Origin of the sequence: Psychrobacillus sp. (assembly GCF_032154225.1) — a bacterium.
GTDB lineage: Bacteria > Bacillota > Bacilli > Bacillales_A > Planococcaceae > Psychrobacillus.
The window spans coordinates 1-17,333 of the sequence record NZ_JALDYF010000009.1 but is presented as its reverse complement, the minus strand read 5'-3'; the positions used below and the strand labels follow the sequence as shown (position 1 = coordinate 17,333).

Sequence of the window (17,333 nt, the reverse complement as noted above, 5' to 3'; positions counted from 1 at the left end):
TTTAGCATGATTCATATAAAATACGAAGAGAACATCCCGAAAGCTAGGAAGTTTCCTGTTTTCAGCTGACTGTTGCGACCATTTTATCCTGCAATTCTCTCCACTTGTCTCCACTAATAGCAGAGTCATACAATGTTTTGATTGTTTTCAATTCTTCTGCGTGCGTACAAAGATAATCTTGTGCAACAGACATTTCCTCGGAGTATGAGGTTCTCAATTCCAGTATCTTTTCTTCATCTAACAATGTTTCATCAATATGAGGGAAAAAATCGAGTATTGCATCCCCTTCACGTTCTGGTTCATATACATGCGGACTTGTTGCATCGGATATGCAAAGCTGTAATTCAGGAAGAACAACCCCATCTATGCTGTTTGCATCAAGTCCACACCAGATAAAACGAATATCTAATCCATGAATTTTCGCTTCTTCTGCAAATTTTCTCATGAAGGAAGATTTGCCGCTCCCTGGTAAACCTTTTATAAACAGCCTTGTTTTTAAGTTTTTGGAGATGGAGTCGAGCGTATCTTTTGCACCAAGTGGAGTGAGAGAACCCATTAGTCGGTGCGTCACTTTTGGATTTTTTTGCAGACTAATATTGCCTATATTTTTCTTTTTCAGTTGTTCTAGCAATGTATTAATGCCTTCCCAGTTCATCGCTGGCTCAATCAGTTTTTCCCAATCGTCATGTATTTTTTTCGCACGCGCCAATGATTGCAAACCTTTTATAAGCCAAATATCATTAATTATTTGCTTTTCACGAATTAAAGGACCTATTTCTTGGAGTTTCTTTTCATCGTATGCGTTGTAGTACGGAACCCATTCATGCCCCGCTCCGTAAAAGGAAGGATCAACTGCATCTGTTTGTAAATAGAGTGTTTTCGTTTCAGTAATATAAACCCCTTCAATTACTTCTTCATGAAGTGGATCATAAAACCATTCCATATTTCTTCCTCTGCGAGCAGCCGTGTATCCTATTTCTTTTAACACTTCTGTTAACCTGCGAGAAGTTGGTCCTTTAAAAAAATACACCTTTTGTGCTTCTTGGATGATTTCTTTATAAAAGTTTTTAACACCTTGTCCAGTATATGATTTCCCCATATAATGCGTTATTGTCCCGCTCAAATAATCATCCTTTCTATTTGGACAATGTATGCAAAAAAAGCAGCCATTATGAAAAAAAGTGCTAAAAATCATTTCTGATTTTCCGCACTTTTTAACGTATTAAACTGAGAATAACCACTTATTTTAAACAATAGTTTTTGTGAACTCGGCAATGTATAGTGCACGAGCTGTCCGAGTAAAAGCGCAATTGCAACTGTTCCTATGCCGACCGGTCCTCCTAGTATCCACCCTATACAAGCAACCAGTACTTCTAAGCCTGTCCGCACATTTTTAATGCTCCAACCCGTTTTCTTCATAATAAGAAGCATTAAAGAGTCACGTGGACCCGCTCCAACATTCGGAGATACGTATACACCGACACCTATCGCCATGACGATCAATCCTGCTAAATAGATAAGCACTTGACCACCGTAGCTTTGAATATCTGGAATCATCCAGTTAAATATATCGATAAATGAACCTATCAAAAGTATGTTAAGCCATGTTCCTAACTTCGGCAATTGTTTCGTCCCTATAACTGTACCAATTACGATAATGATACCTGTTAAAATCGACCACGTACCAATCGTCAAGCCTAAATGTTTGAATAGGCCAACATGTAAAACATCCCATGGACCAATTCCAAGTCGCTGTCCTTTAATCGTCATCGAAATGCCAAGAGACATTAACAGCACACCGCTAATAAAAAATGTCCAACGCCAAACAAATTCTTTTTTCATGTTTATATCCTTCTCTCTACGCTAAAAAACCACTCACAACATCGTTGGAATGGACTAAGTTTACTTATCTATTATAGCTTTCTATCGAAAAAAAGCTATTCATTTGTAGTTTTACTAATTTCCGCTGTAATTCCTTTTGTCATTTTTACTAAGTCTTGCAAAGCTAGCTTCACTTGCAATCCTATTTTCCCACCACTTACAATGATAAACTCTTTGTCCTCTGCACTCGCATCAATGACGGTAGGAAAAAGCTTTTTCATGCCGATTGGCGAGCATCCCCCGCGAATATATCCAGTAGTTGGCAATAAATCCTTCAGCGGCAACAACTCTACTTTTTTCTCTCCAACCATTTTAGCTACTGCTTTCAAGTTTAGTTCGTCGTTTACTGGAATAATGCATACATAATGTTTTTGTGGACCAGCTGTCACGATTAATGTTTTAAACACAACAAAAACGGGGTAGCCGATTTTATTGGCCACGGTTACCCCGTCTACTTGAGAGCCTGTCAGCTCGTATTCTATTAAGTCGAATGTTATTTTTTGTTGCTCTAACATTCGAACTGCATTTGTTTTTTGTTTTTTTGCCATACGGTTACAGCTCCTATGCTACACGGAAGAAACTAGGCTGCTGCTCTGCGAAACCATAGCGCGTCATCTGCACTTGATACGAGTATTTTGCAATTGCTTGTTCTACGAATCTTTTTTTCTGTATTTCCGCCAAATCATCTGCTAACACTTTCGGCGATTGAAAATCGGATGGAACAGAGCGATTTGACACAGCCAACTCATCTTCTACTTGTCTTTGTACTTCATTTGAAATTTGACGGTTTGCTTCTTCATTTAACGTAATTTGTGTGTGAACTTGCTGAATTTTAGCAGATGCACTGGCAGCAATACGTAAATCTTGCGTTGATGGTACAGATGGTGCTAAAGCAGAACTTCTTACTTTTTCTAAAAGTGCTACCGTATTATCAAGCGTCGGACCTCCGATTGTTTGTACTGGTATATGTGGCCCTTTAATCTCTTGTAAACTTTGTTGTTGCTGAGAATATTCTATTTGCTGGAATTCCCTCACTGCTGCTCTTACTTCCGGTGTTTCTTTTTCTCTTTCTTTTCTCCCAAGAAGTAAATCTTCTAACTGCGCTAACGACGGTGTTTTAGGTTGGAAATACTCCGCTTGTTTGCGATATGCATCTCCCGCGTCTTTTCTTTGCATCGCGCGCTTTCTTTCCTCATTGTTCGAAATTAAGCTAGACATGCCATTCCCAGTGGATTTAACTAAATTCATACAATTCACCTCTTTCTATATAACTCTCCTAATTAACATTTTAACACATTTTCAGAAATTTCAATCACACTATAGTCATACAGTATGAGTAGGAAAAAAGAATCAAGTGTTTTTGTTCATCACACCTACCCCTTAGCCTTAGTACCCACCATCATAAAAAGATAATTTGAAACATTCAATGAAATAGTGTTAAATTTATACAATAGACTTATAAATAGGGGAATGATTCATTTTGAAAAATAAAATCATCTGGATAAGTACGCTCATCATTGCTATTTTCATCAGTTTCCAGTATTGGAACGCTCTTCAAGTTCAAACAGCGTTCCCGTCCGAGCAATGGAGTCGATCTTTTCCTATAACGACAGAGCAAAGCAATTACTCGAAACTACAAAGTGTTGCACACGAAGACGGTTATACAATTAGTCTTCTTGATTTCAAAAAACTAGTCGTACTATCTTGTGACTCGAACATGATATGTGAAACGAATCGCATAATCGACGAATTAAGCACATCAAGAAATACTTGGAGCGATCACGAAAACTCTTTTTACATACGGGATAACCAGCTTATCCACTCCACTTCACAAACGGCAGAAGTGGTAATTGCCGCAAACGTGATGAATTTTACGAAGACGGATAACACGCTTATTTATTGGACAGAAGATCAGCAAGTTATCGTTTTGGATCAGTCATTTTCTAAAGAACAACAACGTCTTCAACTAGCGGAACCTATCACTTTCGCAAAGATTTTAAATAACGAAGTTTTTATTGTCACGGAAAATAAAAAAGGGCAATATTTTACTGTACATCATGTATCAGATCAATTGTCTAAGCTATTTACGATTCCTGTGAATGGACCTGAAGTGCTTTCATCTATGCACATTTTACAATTAGCAGATGGTGGCTATTCCTTTTTACTCGATACAGATATTTTAGCTGGAGGAAAACGTACGAAAACAATTTTAGCCGCTCCTTTTGATTTATCTTTGAATCAGTCTCCTACTTTTTCAAAGCTTACTTTTGTCGATAACGAAAAACAGCTAAAAAACATTCGTTTTCCACAAATTTATCAAAGCGAACAAGGACCGATTATTACGTTTTCTGCATCGTTAAATGATATGGATGGTAATCGAGTGGATAAAGTTTTTGTTAGTAATTCTTTTGGTGACGTAGTGGACGTTAGCGCTGTCACAAAAATAGATAATCGCTATGAGCGCTCGATGCTTATAAACGATCAAACAGTTGTCTATTTTAAAATGACCGGTCCCAATCGTTCATTAGAATATTCATCTTCCAATGAACAAATTAAACAAGCAAGCAATGGAATTATGGAGGGTGATTATCTTGCGGCAGCTTATGCAGTAATCGGCGACCTATTTAATGGCTTACTGTTAATCCTTTTTTCGTTTATATGGATTACGATCACTTTAGCTATTACGTATGGAGTATCTTCCATATTGCATAGGATTAAATTAGCTTCTGCTTACAAAGTAGCGTACATGATTCACCTTATCGTATTATTTAGTACGCAGTTCGTTTTCTTTCATAAGTTTTCTTTGTTAGAAAATCTAATTTTCCGTATGCCTTATGTGACAGAAAGCTGGCAGTTCACGATTGTACTAGTAGCTTCGATTATTATTTCAACGCTACCATTCCTTATTTTCAAGTACAAGGTGTCAGAAGATACGTTCCACTCGATCATTTTATATACGACATTCATGAATGTTACCATTCTATTTTTCGCAATAGGACCTTATTTATTTTAATGAAAAAAGCTACCTGGCAACTCATTTTGAGTGTTAGGTAGCTTTTTGGGTTAAGCGAATAGGATAAAAAACTCGAGTCTATTATTTTTTAATTCGAATCCAAAATCCAACTCATGATTGTCCAAAATGGTCTTAATAATTGGTAAGCCTAAACCTGTTCCTGAAAGCTCTTTGCTTCTCGATTTTTCCAATACATAAAATGGTCTCCATATATTTTCTAAATCACTTTCATCCATTTCGCCAACGCCGTTAGCAATAATCAACTTCACATGATTATCGTTTTTCGTTACAGTGATTTCAATGTTTTTATCGCTAGAATACTTAATAGAATTGGTCATTATATTATCCAGTACAACATCTATTTCCTCTTTATCTGCATGAACAAAATAGTCCTTATCCATTTCTACATTCATCGATACATTCATATCGTTTTCCTGTAGTATAAGTGCATATTTCGCTGTCATATCAATCATTCTTTTCCCCAAATCAAATGTCGATTTGTTCAATACATTGCTTTCTAATTCTGTCCAGAACAACAGCTTCTCTATTAAGAAATCCATTTTTTCTAACTGTTCTTCAATTGTGTCTTTGAATGTCCCATCGTCCAAGCCATCCGATATTCCTTGCTCATACACTTTCACTAACGATAATGGTGTTTTTAACTCATGCGAAATATCTGCCATTAAATCTTTCAAACGCTTATTTTGACTATTGATTTCATCATGAGCTTTCTCTAAGTTTTCACTCATTCTATTTATACTTTTGGCAAGGTCCCCTACTTCGTCATTCGATTGAATTTCTACTTTTCTAAAATTCAAATTGGCTATATCCTGAGACAACGTTTTCAACGATTCTAATGGTTTTGTAATTTTTTTTGAAATGATCACTACAAGTAAAATAATCACAATGACAGAAAGGCTCATTAAAAAAATCGTAAATCGGTTAATTATTCCGATCGTTTCTTCCATATGCGCCAACGGTAATCCAATTGCAAAAATAGTATGATCTATTTTTAGAAATTTGGTTAAAACTTTATATTTACTTGCTCCTTGATCATATATTTTATTCACCGTTTTATCCTGCAAACTGTTGAGTGTATGTTCGGTAATCCAAAACTTATTTAACTTTATTTTTTTCCGGTCAAATTCGAATATGATTCGCTCGTTAATTTGCTCCAGGTTTCCACTTGTATCTGAATAAACAATCGTTAACCCATACTTGTCTTCTATCCGATTCAAATCGTTTAACAGATCATTATGAGATGCAAGGACAATATCTTCTGCTGCTTTATCTAAAATTTTTCGTTGCTCATAAATATAATATTTGTCGACTAGAAAAATATTAGCGAGTATGGACAAAATAAAAATGCAAATGACAACAGATGATATCCCTATGGAAAACTTGCTCCTAATTTTAATCTTCCTTCACCTCCAGGCAATAGCCAATGCCTCTATAGGTTTTAATCATATCATCGCCAATTTTCGCCCGTAATCGGCGTATATGCGTATCGACAGTTCGATGATCTCCTTCATAATCCATTCCCCATACAATATCAATTAACTTGTCCCTCGATAAAATAACGCCTTTATTTTTAATAAAGAAAAGCAATAAATCGTATTCTATTTTCGTTAAAGGTAACAATTCTTTATGCTTATATGCCTTCTTTTCCATTTCATTAATCCTTATACTACTTACTTGAATATCTTCCCCCACTCTTAGCAGTTTCTTCACTCGCAACATGAGTATTCTTGGATCAAATGGCTTCTTTATATATTCATCTGCTCCATTATGTAAGGCTTTTATTTCATCTTCATTTTGACTTTTTGCTGTTAATATTAAAACTTTCGTTTGACTGTTTTCCTTCATATATTTACATACTTCTATTCCATCTATTTTTGGCATCATCCAATCTAATATTGCTAGATCAATCTTGTTTGCGTCAAAAATAGCTAATGCTTCCTCACCATCTTTTGCTTCAAAAACAGTGAAACCTTCCTTTTTTAAATAGGAAGAAAGTATTTTCACCATTTGTTGTTCATCATCTGCGATTAAAATATTCATGTCCATCCTCCTCCCATTTTATAAAAACACGTCAAACACCGAAATTTCTGGGGGATTCCCAAAACGAATAGCTATCTTTGTCGTACCTATTCCGCTATTTACATATAGATGCTTACCGACTTCGAGCGCATACAGCCCTTTTTCATATTTCTGCGCTAGAGGGGGAGTATATAGAGGACCAATACCAGGTAGGACTACTTGTCCTCCATGACTATGCCCCGCCAGTATCAAGTCCACTTTGTCATATGCAACTTCCTCTACAAGATCAGGCTCATGCAATAAAAGAAGTGTCGGCAGATGACTATTAATACCTGCAAATGCCATTTGAATATCGGGATTTCCTAGCATCGCATCATCTACCCCTACTACATTTAATGCTTTGCCGTTTTCAAGCTCTATTATACCGTTCTCATTTTTAAGTATCTCGAATCCTGATGCTGTCATAATATCCTCATAAAATCTGACGCCACCACCTCCATAGTCATGATTCCCCCACACAGCGTAATTTCCATATGTATTGTTTAACTTGCTTAAAATCTCACTTATTTTCGATCGATCGTCGAATTGGGAAGGTATATCCATAAGATCTCCTGTAAAAGTGATAATGTCCGGTCTGAGTTTATTGATTTTATGTACGAGCTTTTCTAGCTGCTTTAGCGAATAATTCGGACCTAAATGAACATCCGAAAATTGAACGATTCTGATCGAATCCTCCCCTCCTGATACGAGTTCAAAATCAAACTCATTTACGACCAAGCGGTTCGGCTCTATTTTAACTGAATATACAACAATTCCAGCTACTGCGGTACTAATTATCATGATGCATTTTATAATTGCCCAAATTAATGTTTTCATCTTTTCCTATCATCCTCATATAAAGTAATCTTCTTCGATTAGAATAAATGACGTATGTGGCGTGAATGTTACACAAATAAAAAAACACCACATATTCGACCGAGTAAACGGCTTTATATGTGGTGTGACTATTAGTTATTCATCATTTTGTTGGAACAGCTTTTTCAATGCTTCTGCCATTGCATTGTTTTCAGGTTCCTCTTGTTTTTGTAAAAACTTTTGTACATCTTTCTTATTTCCTTTTGCAGAACCTGAATTTTCTCTACGCTTTTCAAATGCCGAAAGCTTTTCTCGGTACCCACATTTACAAACGAAGATTTTCCCATCTCCGTCACCACGTAGTTCCAATTTTTTCTTACATTGTGGGCAACGAGCATTCGTTTGAACAGCAACACTCTTTTTATAACCACATTCTCTATCTTGACAAACGAGCATTTTCCCACGTTTCCCATTCACTTCTAACAATAGTTTCCCACAAGTTGGACATGTCTTTCCTGTCACATTATCATGCTTAAATTGGTGCGTGCTTTGCTTCACTTCTTTTACAACATCTTCTGCAAAAGTAACCATTTCTTTTACGAAAACTTCTTTCTTCAATTGGCCTTTTGCTATTTTTGTCAGCTGTTGCTCCCATTCTGCTGTAAGTGCAGGAGATTTTAACTGCTCCGGAACTAGTTCAAGCAATTGTCTACCTTTAGAAGTCGTGAAAATATCTTTTCCTTTTTTCTCTAATACAAAGGAGCTAAATAATTTCTCGATAATATCCGCTCGCGTCGCTACCGTTCCAAGTCCACCAGTTTCTCCGATTGTTTGGATTAACTCTTTTGATTCGCCTGCCATAAATTGCTTTGGATTTTCCATCGCAGCAAGTAATGTTCCTTCATTGAAACGAGCTGGTGGTTTTGTCATACCTTCTGTCATCGTAATTGCACGAATCGGAAGTACTTGTCCTTTTTCAAATGAAGGAAGTTCACGTTCATCCTCAGAGTCTTCTTCGTCATTCGATTGATATACTTTTTTCCAACCACTATCTCGAATCGTTCGACCTTTTGCTTGGAATGTTTCTCCTGCTACTGAAATTGCAACAATCGTTTGATCGTATGAAAATGGTCCCAGAAATACCGCTAAAAATCGCTTCGCAATTAAATCGTATAATTTGTTTTCTTTATCGGTTAAATCTCGAAGATTAGGCGTTTCTTCCGTTGGAATGATTGCGTGATGATCACTAACTCTAGCATCATCAATAACTCCTTTTTGTGGTTCCACTTTGCCAGCGCGTAAAATTTGGTTTGCTATTTGGCGATACGGTGCAATATCTAATGCTTGTAATCGCTCTTTCAAAGTAGAACGCATATCTGACGTTAAATGCTTTGAATCTGTTCTCGGATACGTCACGATTTTATGACGTTCGTATAAACCTTGAAGTGTGGACAAAGTCTCTTTCGCTGACCATCCCCAGCGTTTATGTGCTTCTTTTTGTAATTCAGTTAAGTCAAAAAGATGTGGTGCCGGCTGTTTTTTAGGCGTTGTTTGAATGGAAGAAACTTTCCCTTCCTTCTCTTTATCTAACTTTTTGAAAAGCTCAGCTATTTTTTCTTGTTGAAAAGAACTCGTCTGATTCGATTTTGCATCCATCCATGTGAAAGTTGCTTTTTCCGCTAATGCTTGCATTCCATAATACGGTTTCGGCTGGAACTCACGAATTTGTCTTTCACGTTCTGCAATCATTGCAAGTGTTGGCGTCTGCACCCGACCCGATGATAGCTGTGCGTTATGCTTCACCGTTAACGCTCTTGTTGCATTTATTCCTACTACCCAATCCGCTTCTGCACGGGCAACCGCTGCTGCGTATAACGACTCGTATGCCTTGCCATCTTTTAATTCTTTAAAGCCTTTTTTAATTGCTTGGTCCGTCACAGATGAAATCCATAATCTTTTGACTGGCTTTTTACAGTTTGCCTTTTCGAGAATCCATCTTGCTACGAGTTCTCCTTCGCGTCCTGCATCTGTTGCAATAATAATTTGGTTCACATCAGCTCTTGCCAACTGTGCTTTTACTGCATTAAACTGCTTCATCGTTTGTTTGATTGGAACTAGTTTAAATGGTTTTGGGAGTATTGGTAAATCTTCTAATTTCCACTCTTTGTATTCGTTTTTATATTGTTCTGGATCTGCATGTGTTACAAGATGCCCCAATGCCCATGTCACTATATATTGCGGGCCTTCTAAAAAACCATTTCCTTTTTTCGTGCAGCCTAATACTCGTGCAATATCTCGTGCAACGGACGGCTTTTCTGCTAATACTACTGATTTTGCCATGATGATTCCGCTCCTTTTCTATTCTCCTATTATAACAGGTCTTTTATTTCCGATGGATTTCAATGAGCTTGAAGTTGTCATATTTTTTTAAAGTACGGGTACATTTTACTTACACTTCCAATAAAAAATGGTATTATTAACATAATAGTTATTATTATGGAGGTGAAATATTTGAGTATAAATAACCACTTTATGCAAACGGTCGTAGATAAGCTAGAAGATTTAATCCTTATTGTGGATGACAATGGCAAGATTGTCTTTAAAAATATAGCCATGGACGAAAGCAGTAAAATAAGCGGGCATAATACAATGATTCAAGAAAATGCAAATTTCTTTGAACTCCTTGAAGCGACTCATAATGAGAAGGAGCTCACACTTATCCAGCAAGTTTTACGTGGAGAAATGGAAGAAGTTTACGAAGAAATTCCCGGTCAGACTGGCTCAAAACCTTATTGGTATGCATTTAGAGTTTTTAAAACAACCCTTCCAAACAATCGAACCGGCGCTATCATTATCTACTCTATAATTACAAGTAAAGTAATTGCAAACTCGGAAATTACAAATATATTAGCAAGTATGACAGATGCCTTTTTCTCGGTTGATCCAAATTGGAATATTACATATTTTAATATTTCCGCGAAAAAATTATTGAATAAATTACAGCAAAACATAAAAGGTGATCCTAATTTCGACGAAATACCTAAAATAATCGAAGCTGATTTATTTCCCGTTCTTCAAAAGATAATGAACGAAAAATCAACTATTCAAGAAGAGCTATTCATCCCTCAACTTGGTTCTTGGCTAGAAATAAAAGCCTTCCCAAGAATCGAAGGGGGAGTATCTGTTTTTTTCCATCAAATTGACTCTAGGAAAGAAACAGAAGACAAACTGCATTCGTATGCATATTATGATTTTCTAACAAACTTACCAAATCGCCGAATGACATATGATATTATTCAAAAAAATATTGATAATAATATGCCATTTTCTATTTTTTATATTAATGTTGATGGTTTCAAATCGGTAAATGATGTATATGGACATGCTCATGGAGACACACTTTTAGTGAAAGTCGCAAATCTACTTCAACAAACGATCCAGCCACCAAAAACATTGACGCGAGTTGGCGGAGACGAATTTATGATTTTTACAGATGAAGTAGACAAAGAAGAACTAAGTAAAATTGCGGACAAGATTATTAGTTCTTTCCAAGACTTGCACGAAGCTAGTTCCGTTCCAACAATTAGTATGGGAATTGCTCGTTTTCCAAATGATGCTCCCAATTCGGACTCACTATTTAGATATTCCAACATCGCCATGTCTTACGCGAAGCGAGTAAAACATAATAGCTATAACTTTTTTGAAGCTAATATGGTCGATAAATTAGAACGGCAAGTAGTGTTAGAAAATGAAATGGCTGGCGATTTGAAAGATACGACCATACAATTTGTTGTACAACCTCAATACTGTATTGCTTCAAAAGAAGTTATTGGAATTGAAGTACTATCTAGATGGCTTCATCCGAAATACGGTTATATTTCTCCTCCCGATTTTATCGAAATAGCAGAGAAAACGGGACAGATCGGAAGTTTAACGAAATATTTATTAACTGAAATTTTTTCACATACTTCGAGATGGATCACGGAATATGGATTCAATAAAATAATTGCTGTAAACATTACGCCGAAATTACTAGCAAATGCACCATTTTTCCAAGAGCTAATTCAATTACTTGAAGATTATCAAATTCCTCCGCATTTACTAGAAATAGAAATTACGGAAAATGCGGAACTCATCACGACAACGACTATTCAAGATAATCTTGCATTATGTAGAAAACTCGGGATCAAAGTCTCTTTAGATGATTTTGGTACAGGTTATTCTAAACTAGCAGATTTAGTCGCTTTTCATATTGATAAAATCAAGATTGACAAATATTTTGTTGATAAAATCGGAGAAGAAACGAGTGCTGAGCACATCCTCCAAACATTTATGGATTTAGCAAAAGGATTAAAATGTGAAATTCTTGCAGAAGGTGTAGAAACAAAAGAACAAGTAGATCATCTAACCGCGCTTGGCGTGAACTTTTTTCAAGGATATTATTTTTCAAAACCTATTACGATTGATGATTTTGAAAAAAATTATATACAGGCGGAATATAAAATAATACATAGTTAAACAGGATGTCCATGAAGATCATGGGCACCCTGTTTTTCTTTATTTAATAAGTTAATTCCCCAAAATAAGCAGCCAAATATACAAACCGACCAATGTGATAAACAGTGTTGGAACCGTTAGAACAATTCCTACTTTAAAATAAGTTCCCCACGATACTTTGACTCCTTTATACGATAAAACATGTAGCCAAAGTAGCGTTGCAAGAGATCCAATTGGTGTAATTTTCGGACCTAAATCTGATCCGATAACATTCGCATATATGAGGGCTTCTCTCATTACTCCGGTCGTAGAAGTTTCTGCAATTGCCAGAGCATCAATCATTACGGTCGGCAAATTGTTCATCACAGAGGATAATATCGCTGCGATGAATCCCATTGATATTGTCCCGACGAATAAACCTTGATCCGCTGCCATTTGGATAATATCCGCAAGTATGGAAGTTAGACCAACATTTTGAAGACCGTATACAACGACGTACATTCCGATTGAGAAAAATACAATATTCCATGGTGCGCCTTTCACAATCTTCGCAGTTTCTAGAGACGCACTATTTCTTGCCAACATTAAAAAGAGAATCGCAATAAATCCAACTATAAACGAAACCGGAATACCGATAAATTCACTAGAGAAGTATCCAATGAGTAATAATCCAAGTATCCACCATGATAGATGAAACATTTTCATATCTTTCACTGCTTCTATCGGTTTTTTCAATTCCGCAGTTTCATAGTTTTTCGGAATACTTTTTCGGAAAAATAAATATAGAACAAGAATACTTGCAAATAGCGAAAAAATATTAGGCACAATCATTCGAGAAGCATATTCAACGAATCCGATGCCAAAAAAATCAGCTGACACGATGTTTACTAAATTACTGATGACAAATGGTAACGAAGTAGTATCAGCGATAAAACCACTTGCCATAATAAATGGGAAAATCATTTTTTCATTGAAATTCAAATTCCGAACCATTGCCAATACAATCGGAGTCAAAATCAGTGCGGCCCCATCATTCGCAAATAATGCTGCGACCATTGCCCCAAGAATAGATACGTAGATAAACATTCTTACGCCATTTCCTTTTGCCGCTCTCGCCATATGAAGTGCCGACCATTCGAAAAGTCCAATTTCATCTAAAATTAATGAAATTATAATAATACCTATGAATGCTAGTGTTGCATTCCAAACGATACTCGTCACATCGAGCACATCTTGAAAATCGACAACTCCGACTAATAACGCAACGATTGCTCCTCCACACGCAGACCAACCTATCGACAAATTTCTAGGCTGTAAAATCACAAGCGCAAGCGTTATTACCAAAATAATGATCGCCATACTAGTAGAAACCAAACAAAACCCTCCAGAACAAACAATTCTCAAATAATACTACTATATATGGATTTGGTTGTTCAGTAAACTTTCGCAGTTCGAGATTTTTTGTCTGAACTCGACTACATCAATTCTTTAAACTTTCTTCATCTTCTATATCAAAGTATTCATAGAAAATATCCTTTACTTCATCAATGGTAGTAGTACCATCATTATCTAGTTTTGAATCCCATACATGCTCGAATGTTTCCACAAGCACTATTGTTCTTTTGCACCATTCAATATACTCTGCCTCTTGCTCTAGTCCTCTTTTTAATACAGCCGAACTCATTAGTAAGCGCGTAGTTAACTTATTTTTTTCTTTAATTTGCTGCCACTGCTCGTATAAAGTTTGTTTTAATTTTTCTAACCTAGCTTCACGTTGTTTTTGATAATGCTTTAACTGAAACAAAACATCTTTCGCTGAAAGATTATCCATGAAAAAGGCTTGCATTAGAAAAGAATCCTTCACATTTGGAGTTTCGGGAGGCTTCTCAAGCCAATGAGATAACTCTTTCTTTCCTGCATCTGTAATAGAATATAATTTCTTATCCGGCTTTCCTTCTTGTAAAATCATTCTACTTTCGATTAAATTTTCTTTTTCTAATTTATTTAATTCAGGATAAATTTGCGATAAATGAGTATGCCAAAAAATACTCATAAAAGAATCGAATTCTTTTTTTATATCATAACCCGTGGCTTCCCACTTACTTAATAGCCCTAGCATTCCAAATTTTAAAGACAATTTATTCCTCTCCTCTTCTACGATGCCTCTCTCCTCCCTCCTTTCCCAAGAGCTGGGACAGAAAAGCAACTTGTAATTGCTATGAGTAAAAGAGCGATTACCATCACTGAAATTGTGTTCATTGTTCCTATTTTATTGAGTAATATACCAAAAACTATTATTCCTGGAAGTGCCATGGAGCTCGTAATCATATTAAATAAGCTAAATGTACGGGTCATATTTTCTTGCGGTACAACATCTTGCAAATAAGTCACAAACGTAACCTGATATACACCTAAAGCTATTCCTTGCATTATGAATAGAGGCAAAATAAGCCACCAAGTTGGGACTATAAATAATACTCCTAATGACAAACATATAGCAAATAGAGAAGGAACAATAAGATTTTTCCTATCTACCTTACGATACCATTTTGGCGTGATACTTGCTCCAATAATTATTCCTATTAAGGTTGATGTTCCGATAAAACTTAAATTTTCTACTCCAACTTTTAAATACTCCGTTAAAAAGGAGATTAACACAAGGTCAATTGAAGTGGCGATAAGCATGGCAAAAGCTAGTAATAGAAAAAGTGGCTTTAAGGTAGAGTGAGTTGCTATGTACCCTATTCCATCAATCATCATTCTCCATTGCCCCGTTTTCTCTGCCGCTTCCCTTCGTGACCACGGTTTTACATTCCAAATAAATAGTAATGAAAGTGATAAACAAATAGCTGCGATTAGTAATAGCATAGGAATTGGAATTCCTAGTTTAATAAGAGACGCTGTACTAATTTGTCCTATCATTTTTACAACAGTAAAACCTAATTGAAACAAACTATTTGCTTTTGCTCGATCGTCTTGCTTCACAATAAATGGCAGTAATGATTGGCTTGCTGGTACAAAGAACAAGCTTAATATACTAATAATCATCAACATGAAATATGTCCACTCTACTTGAATAAAACTCATAGTCAGCAAAAAAATTACTAAAACAAATACACGTATACCATCTGAAAAAGCCATCACCTTTTGAAGTGTTTTATTCTCAATCCACGCCCCTATCGGAAGTGCGAATAGTGTCATCGGCAAGAAATATGCAATATAAAACCATGTAAACGATGTAGAATTTATTGAATTTAACTCAATCCATTTTAATAATGAAAAAAATACAATCGAATCTGCAAATACACTAAGAACTCTCCCAGCAAACAAATTTCTAAAAGCTTTTTCATGAAATAACTGCATATAAAAACCTCCATTCATTTTTTTACAGTTTAATTGATATTAATTAATATATAAATAATTATATATAAATATTTATATATAATAGAATTTTGAATGAGACAATTTTTTTGACATTCAAAGAATTCCAATAATCTCGAATGCATATTTCCTTGTTTAACCAACTAAATGTACTCTATAATTTAATGAACCATTTTAATTGATAGGAGAAGTTTACCTGATGAAACAAAACAAATATGATGATCCAAATTTTTTTACTGCATATAAACAAATGACACGCTCGATTAAAGGGCTTGAAGGTGCAGGGGAGTGGCATGTATTTAAATCACTCATTCCAGAATTGCAAAATAAGCATGTGCTCGATTTAGGATGCGGCTATGGCTGGCATTGTCGATTTGCTAGTGAGCAGCAAGCAAGTTCAGTAATCGGAGTCGATATTTCCGAAAAAATGCTTCTACAGGCTAATGAGCTGACGGATGATCCTACAATCTCTTACTTGCGTATGCCAATTGAAGATATCAACTTCTCCAATTCTCAATTTGATGTAGTTATTAGTTCATTGGCTTTTCATTATATTGAATCATTTGAAGGTATTTGCAAGAAGGTATATGGCTATTTAAAGCCAGGCGGTACATTCACTTTCTCTGTGGAGCATCCCATTTTCACTTCAAGAAATGAACAAGATTGGCATTACGATGATCAAGGAAATCGTCTGCACTGGCCAGTCGATCATTATCAGTCCGAAGGCTTACGCGCAACAACATTTTTAAATGAAAATGTAACAAAATATCATCGAACGATTTCCACATATATGAACAATTTGATAGTAGCTGGCTTCACAATAAAAGCTGTTAATGAGCCAATGCCATCTAATGAGATGTTAGAAAATGATCCTATGATGCAAGATGAAACTCGTAGACCAATGTTTATCATTATTTCAGCAGAAAAATAAACAAGGCAAGGAGAGTTTTATATACTCTCCTTGCCTTGTTCTCTACTAATTTTTACTTCTAACTCAATTTCTACATTGCCTTTGAGGGCGCGACTTATCATACAAGATGCTTCAGCTTTTTCTGCAAGTTTTCTTACAAGGGCTTCCCCTTTTTCAGTCACACTACTAGCTAATACAATATGCGGCTTATGTATAATTTTTTTATATGTAAACACTCCATTTGTTACATCCACGACACCAATGGAACTCATTGTTAAATTTTCTTTTGGAATTCTTGCACGCTCTAGCATTGCCGCAAGCGTAATAATATAACAAGTCGCCGCTGCTCCAAGTAACATTTCATCTGGGTTTGTTCCCACCCCCGGCCCATCCATTTCAGGAGGAATAGACACTTCCGTTTTTAATTTTCCAGCCTCTATTGTTCCCACATCATTTCGAAGCCCAGGCCAACTCGCTTGCAAATAAAATAAATGTTCTGCCATAATACCCCTCCTCTTTTTTCTATTATAACGAAAATATGTAGCTTTTGAATAAGAGTTGAAATATCACGTCTGTTGATTATCCTATTTCTTAAAAAATTTGTGCTAATAGGAAAAAGAACTTATACCCTTTAATACTAAAACACTCGTTTTCGACTTGCTTTACTTCCTCATTCGTATTTTACATAAAATGCGTCTTAGTGGTAGTTTCCGCTACAGGGGTGGACGCTTTCCGCGGGCGTTGCCTCAGCCGCTT

15 protein-coding genes are annotated in these 17,333 nt (G+C 36.0%); 3 read left to right on the top strand and 12 right to left on the bottom strand.

What is annotated here, in order from left to right:
* Positions 1 to 61: 61 nt before the first annotated feature.
* From RUH95_RS12720 to RUH95_RS12705, 4 genes are all read right to left on the bottom strand, one after another.
* Entirely contained in the window at positions 62 to 1,123 is a 1,062-nt protein-coding gene (locus tag RUH95_RS12720) for a hypothetical protein (RefSeq protein ID WP_313893258.1), read from the bottom strand.
* A 68-nt stretch (positions 1,124 to 1,191) separates the two neighbouring features.
* Positions 1,192 to 1,842 carry a YczE/YyaS/YitT family protein gene (locus tag RUH95_RS12715; RefSeq protein ID WP_313893257.1) on the bottom strand — a complete coding sequence of 217 codons (651 nt, stop codon included), beginning with the start codon at positions 1,840 to 1,842 and terminating at the stop codon, positions 1,192 to 1,194.
* Positions 1,843 to 1,937: 95 nt separating this feature from the next.
* Positions 1,938 to 2,429: a Cys-tRNA(Pro) deacylase gene (gene ybaK / locus RUH95_RS12710; RefSeq protein ID WP_313893256.1), complete on the bottom strand. Its 492-nt coding sequence runs from the start codon at positions 2,427 to 2,429 to the stop codon at positions 1,938 to 1,940.
* Between the two features lie 13 nt (positions 2,430 to 2,442).
* Positions 2,443 to 3,129 carry a hypothetical protein gene (locus RUH95_RS12705; protein WP_313893255.1) on the bottom strand — a complete coding sequence of 229 codons (687 nt, stop codon included), beginning with the start codon at positions 3,127 to 3,129 and terminating at the stop codon, positions 2,443 to 2,445.
* 232 nt (positions 3,130 to 3,361) lie between these two features.
* Here RUH95_RS12705 and RUH95_RS12700 point away from each other — a divergent pair, with 232 nt between their 5' ends.
* Entirely contained in the window at positions 3,362 to 4,894 is a 1,533-nt protein-coding gene (locus tag RUH95_RS12700) for a hypothetical protein (protein ID WP_313893254.1), read from the top strand.
* A 50-nt stretch (positions 4,895 to 4,944) separates the two neighbouring features.
* Here RUH95_RS12700 and RUH95_RS12695 read toward each other — a convergent pair whose 3' ends face one another.
* The 4 genes from RUH95_RS12695 to RUH95_RS12680 form a co-directional block, all read right to left on the bottom strand.
* On the bottom strand, positions 4,945 to 6,252 hold the full coding sequence (locus tag RUH95_RS12695) for a sensor histidine kinase (protein WP_313893253.1): 1,308 nt from the start codon (positions 6,250 to 6,252) through the stop codon (positions 4,945 to 4,947).
* A 55-nt stretch (positions 6,253 to 6,307) separates the two neighbouring features.
* Positions 6,308 to 6,955, bottom strand: a complete 648-nt coding sequence (locus RUH95_RS12690; RefSeq protein ID WP_313893252.1) for a response regulator transcription factor — start codon at positions 6,953 to 6,955, stop codon at positions 6,308 to 6,310.
* Positions 6,956 to 6,973: 18 nt separating this feature from the next.
* Positions 6,974 to 7,810: a metallophosphoesterase gene (locus RUH95_RS12685; protein ID WP_313893251.1), complete on the bottom strand. Its 837-nt coding sequence runs from the start codon at positions 7,808 to 7,810 to the stop codon at positions 6,974 to 6,976.
* Positions 7,811 to 7,945: 135 nt separating this feature from the next.
* Positions 7,946 to 10,129, bottom strand: a complete 2,184-nt coding sequence (locus tag RUH95_RS12680; protein ID WP_313893250.1) for a DNA topoisomerase III — start codon at positions 10,127 to 10,129, stop codon at positions 7,946 to 7,948.
* 171 nt (positions 10,130 to 10,300) lie between these two features.
* Here RUH95_RS12680 and RUH95_RS12675 point away from each other — a divergent pair, with 171 nt between their 5' ends.
* Positions 10,301 to 12,307, top strand: a complete 2,007-nt coding sequence (locus RUH95_RS12675) for a sensor domain-containing protein (RefSeq protein WP_313893249.1) — start codon at positions 10,301 to 10,303, stop codon at positions 12,305 to 12,307.
* Between the two features lie 51 nt (positions 12,308 to 12,358).
* Here RUH95_RS12675 and RUH95_RS12670 read toward each other — a convergent pair whose 3' ends face one another.
* From RUH95_RS12670 to RUH95_RS12660, 3 genes are all read right to left on the bottom strand, one after another.
* Positions 12,359 to 13,645 (bottom strand): arsenic transporter, encoded by a 1,287-nt coding sequence (locus tag RUH95_RS12670; protein WP_397469508.1) that lies wholly within the window; start codon positions 13,643 to 13,645, stop codon positions 12,359 to 12,361.
* Between the two features lie 121 nt (positions 13,646 to 13,766).
* On the bottom strand, positions 13,767 to 14,423 hold the full coding sequence (locus tag RUH95_RS12665) for a PadR family transcriptional regulator (protein ID WP_313893247.1): 657 nt from the start codon (positions 14,421 to 14,423) through the stop codon (positions 13,767 to 13,769).
* A 17-nt stretch (positions 14,424 to 14,440) separates the two neighbouring features.
* The gene (locus tag RUH95_RS12660; protein WP_313893246.1) at positions 14,441 to 15,649 is read right to left on the bottom strand and encodes an MFS transporter; all 1,209 of its coding nucleotides are present in this window, start codon (positions 15,647 to 15,649) and stop codon (positions 14,441 to 14,443) included.
* A 217-nt stretch (positions 15,650 to 15,866) separates the two neighbouring features.
* Here RUH95_RS12660 and RUH95_RS12655 point away from each other — a divergent pair, with 217 nt between their 5' ends.
* Positions 15,867 to 16,598, top strand: a complete 732-nt coding sequence (locus RUH95_RS12655; protein WP_313893245.1) for a class I SAM-dependent methyltransferase — start codon at positions 15,867 to 15,869, stop codon at positions 16,596 to 16,598.
* Positions 16,599 to 16,615: 17 nt separating this feature from the next.
* On the opposite strand, the gene RUH95_RS12650 is transcribed toward RUH95_RS12655, so the two are convergent.
* Positions 16,616 to 17,080 carry an OsmC family protein gene (locus RUH95_RS12650; RefSeq protein WP_313893244.1) on the bottom strand — a complete coding sequence of 155 codons (465 nt, stop codon included), beginning with the start codon at positions 17,078 to 17,080 and terminating at the stop codon, positions 16,616 to 16,618.
* Between the last annotated feature and the right edge of the window lie 253 nt (positions 17,081 to 17,333).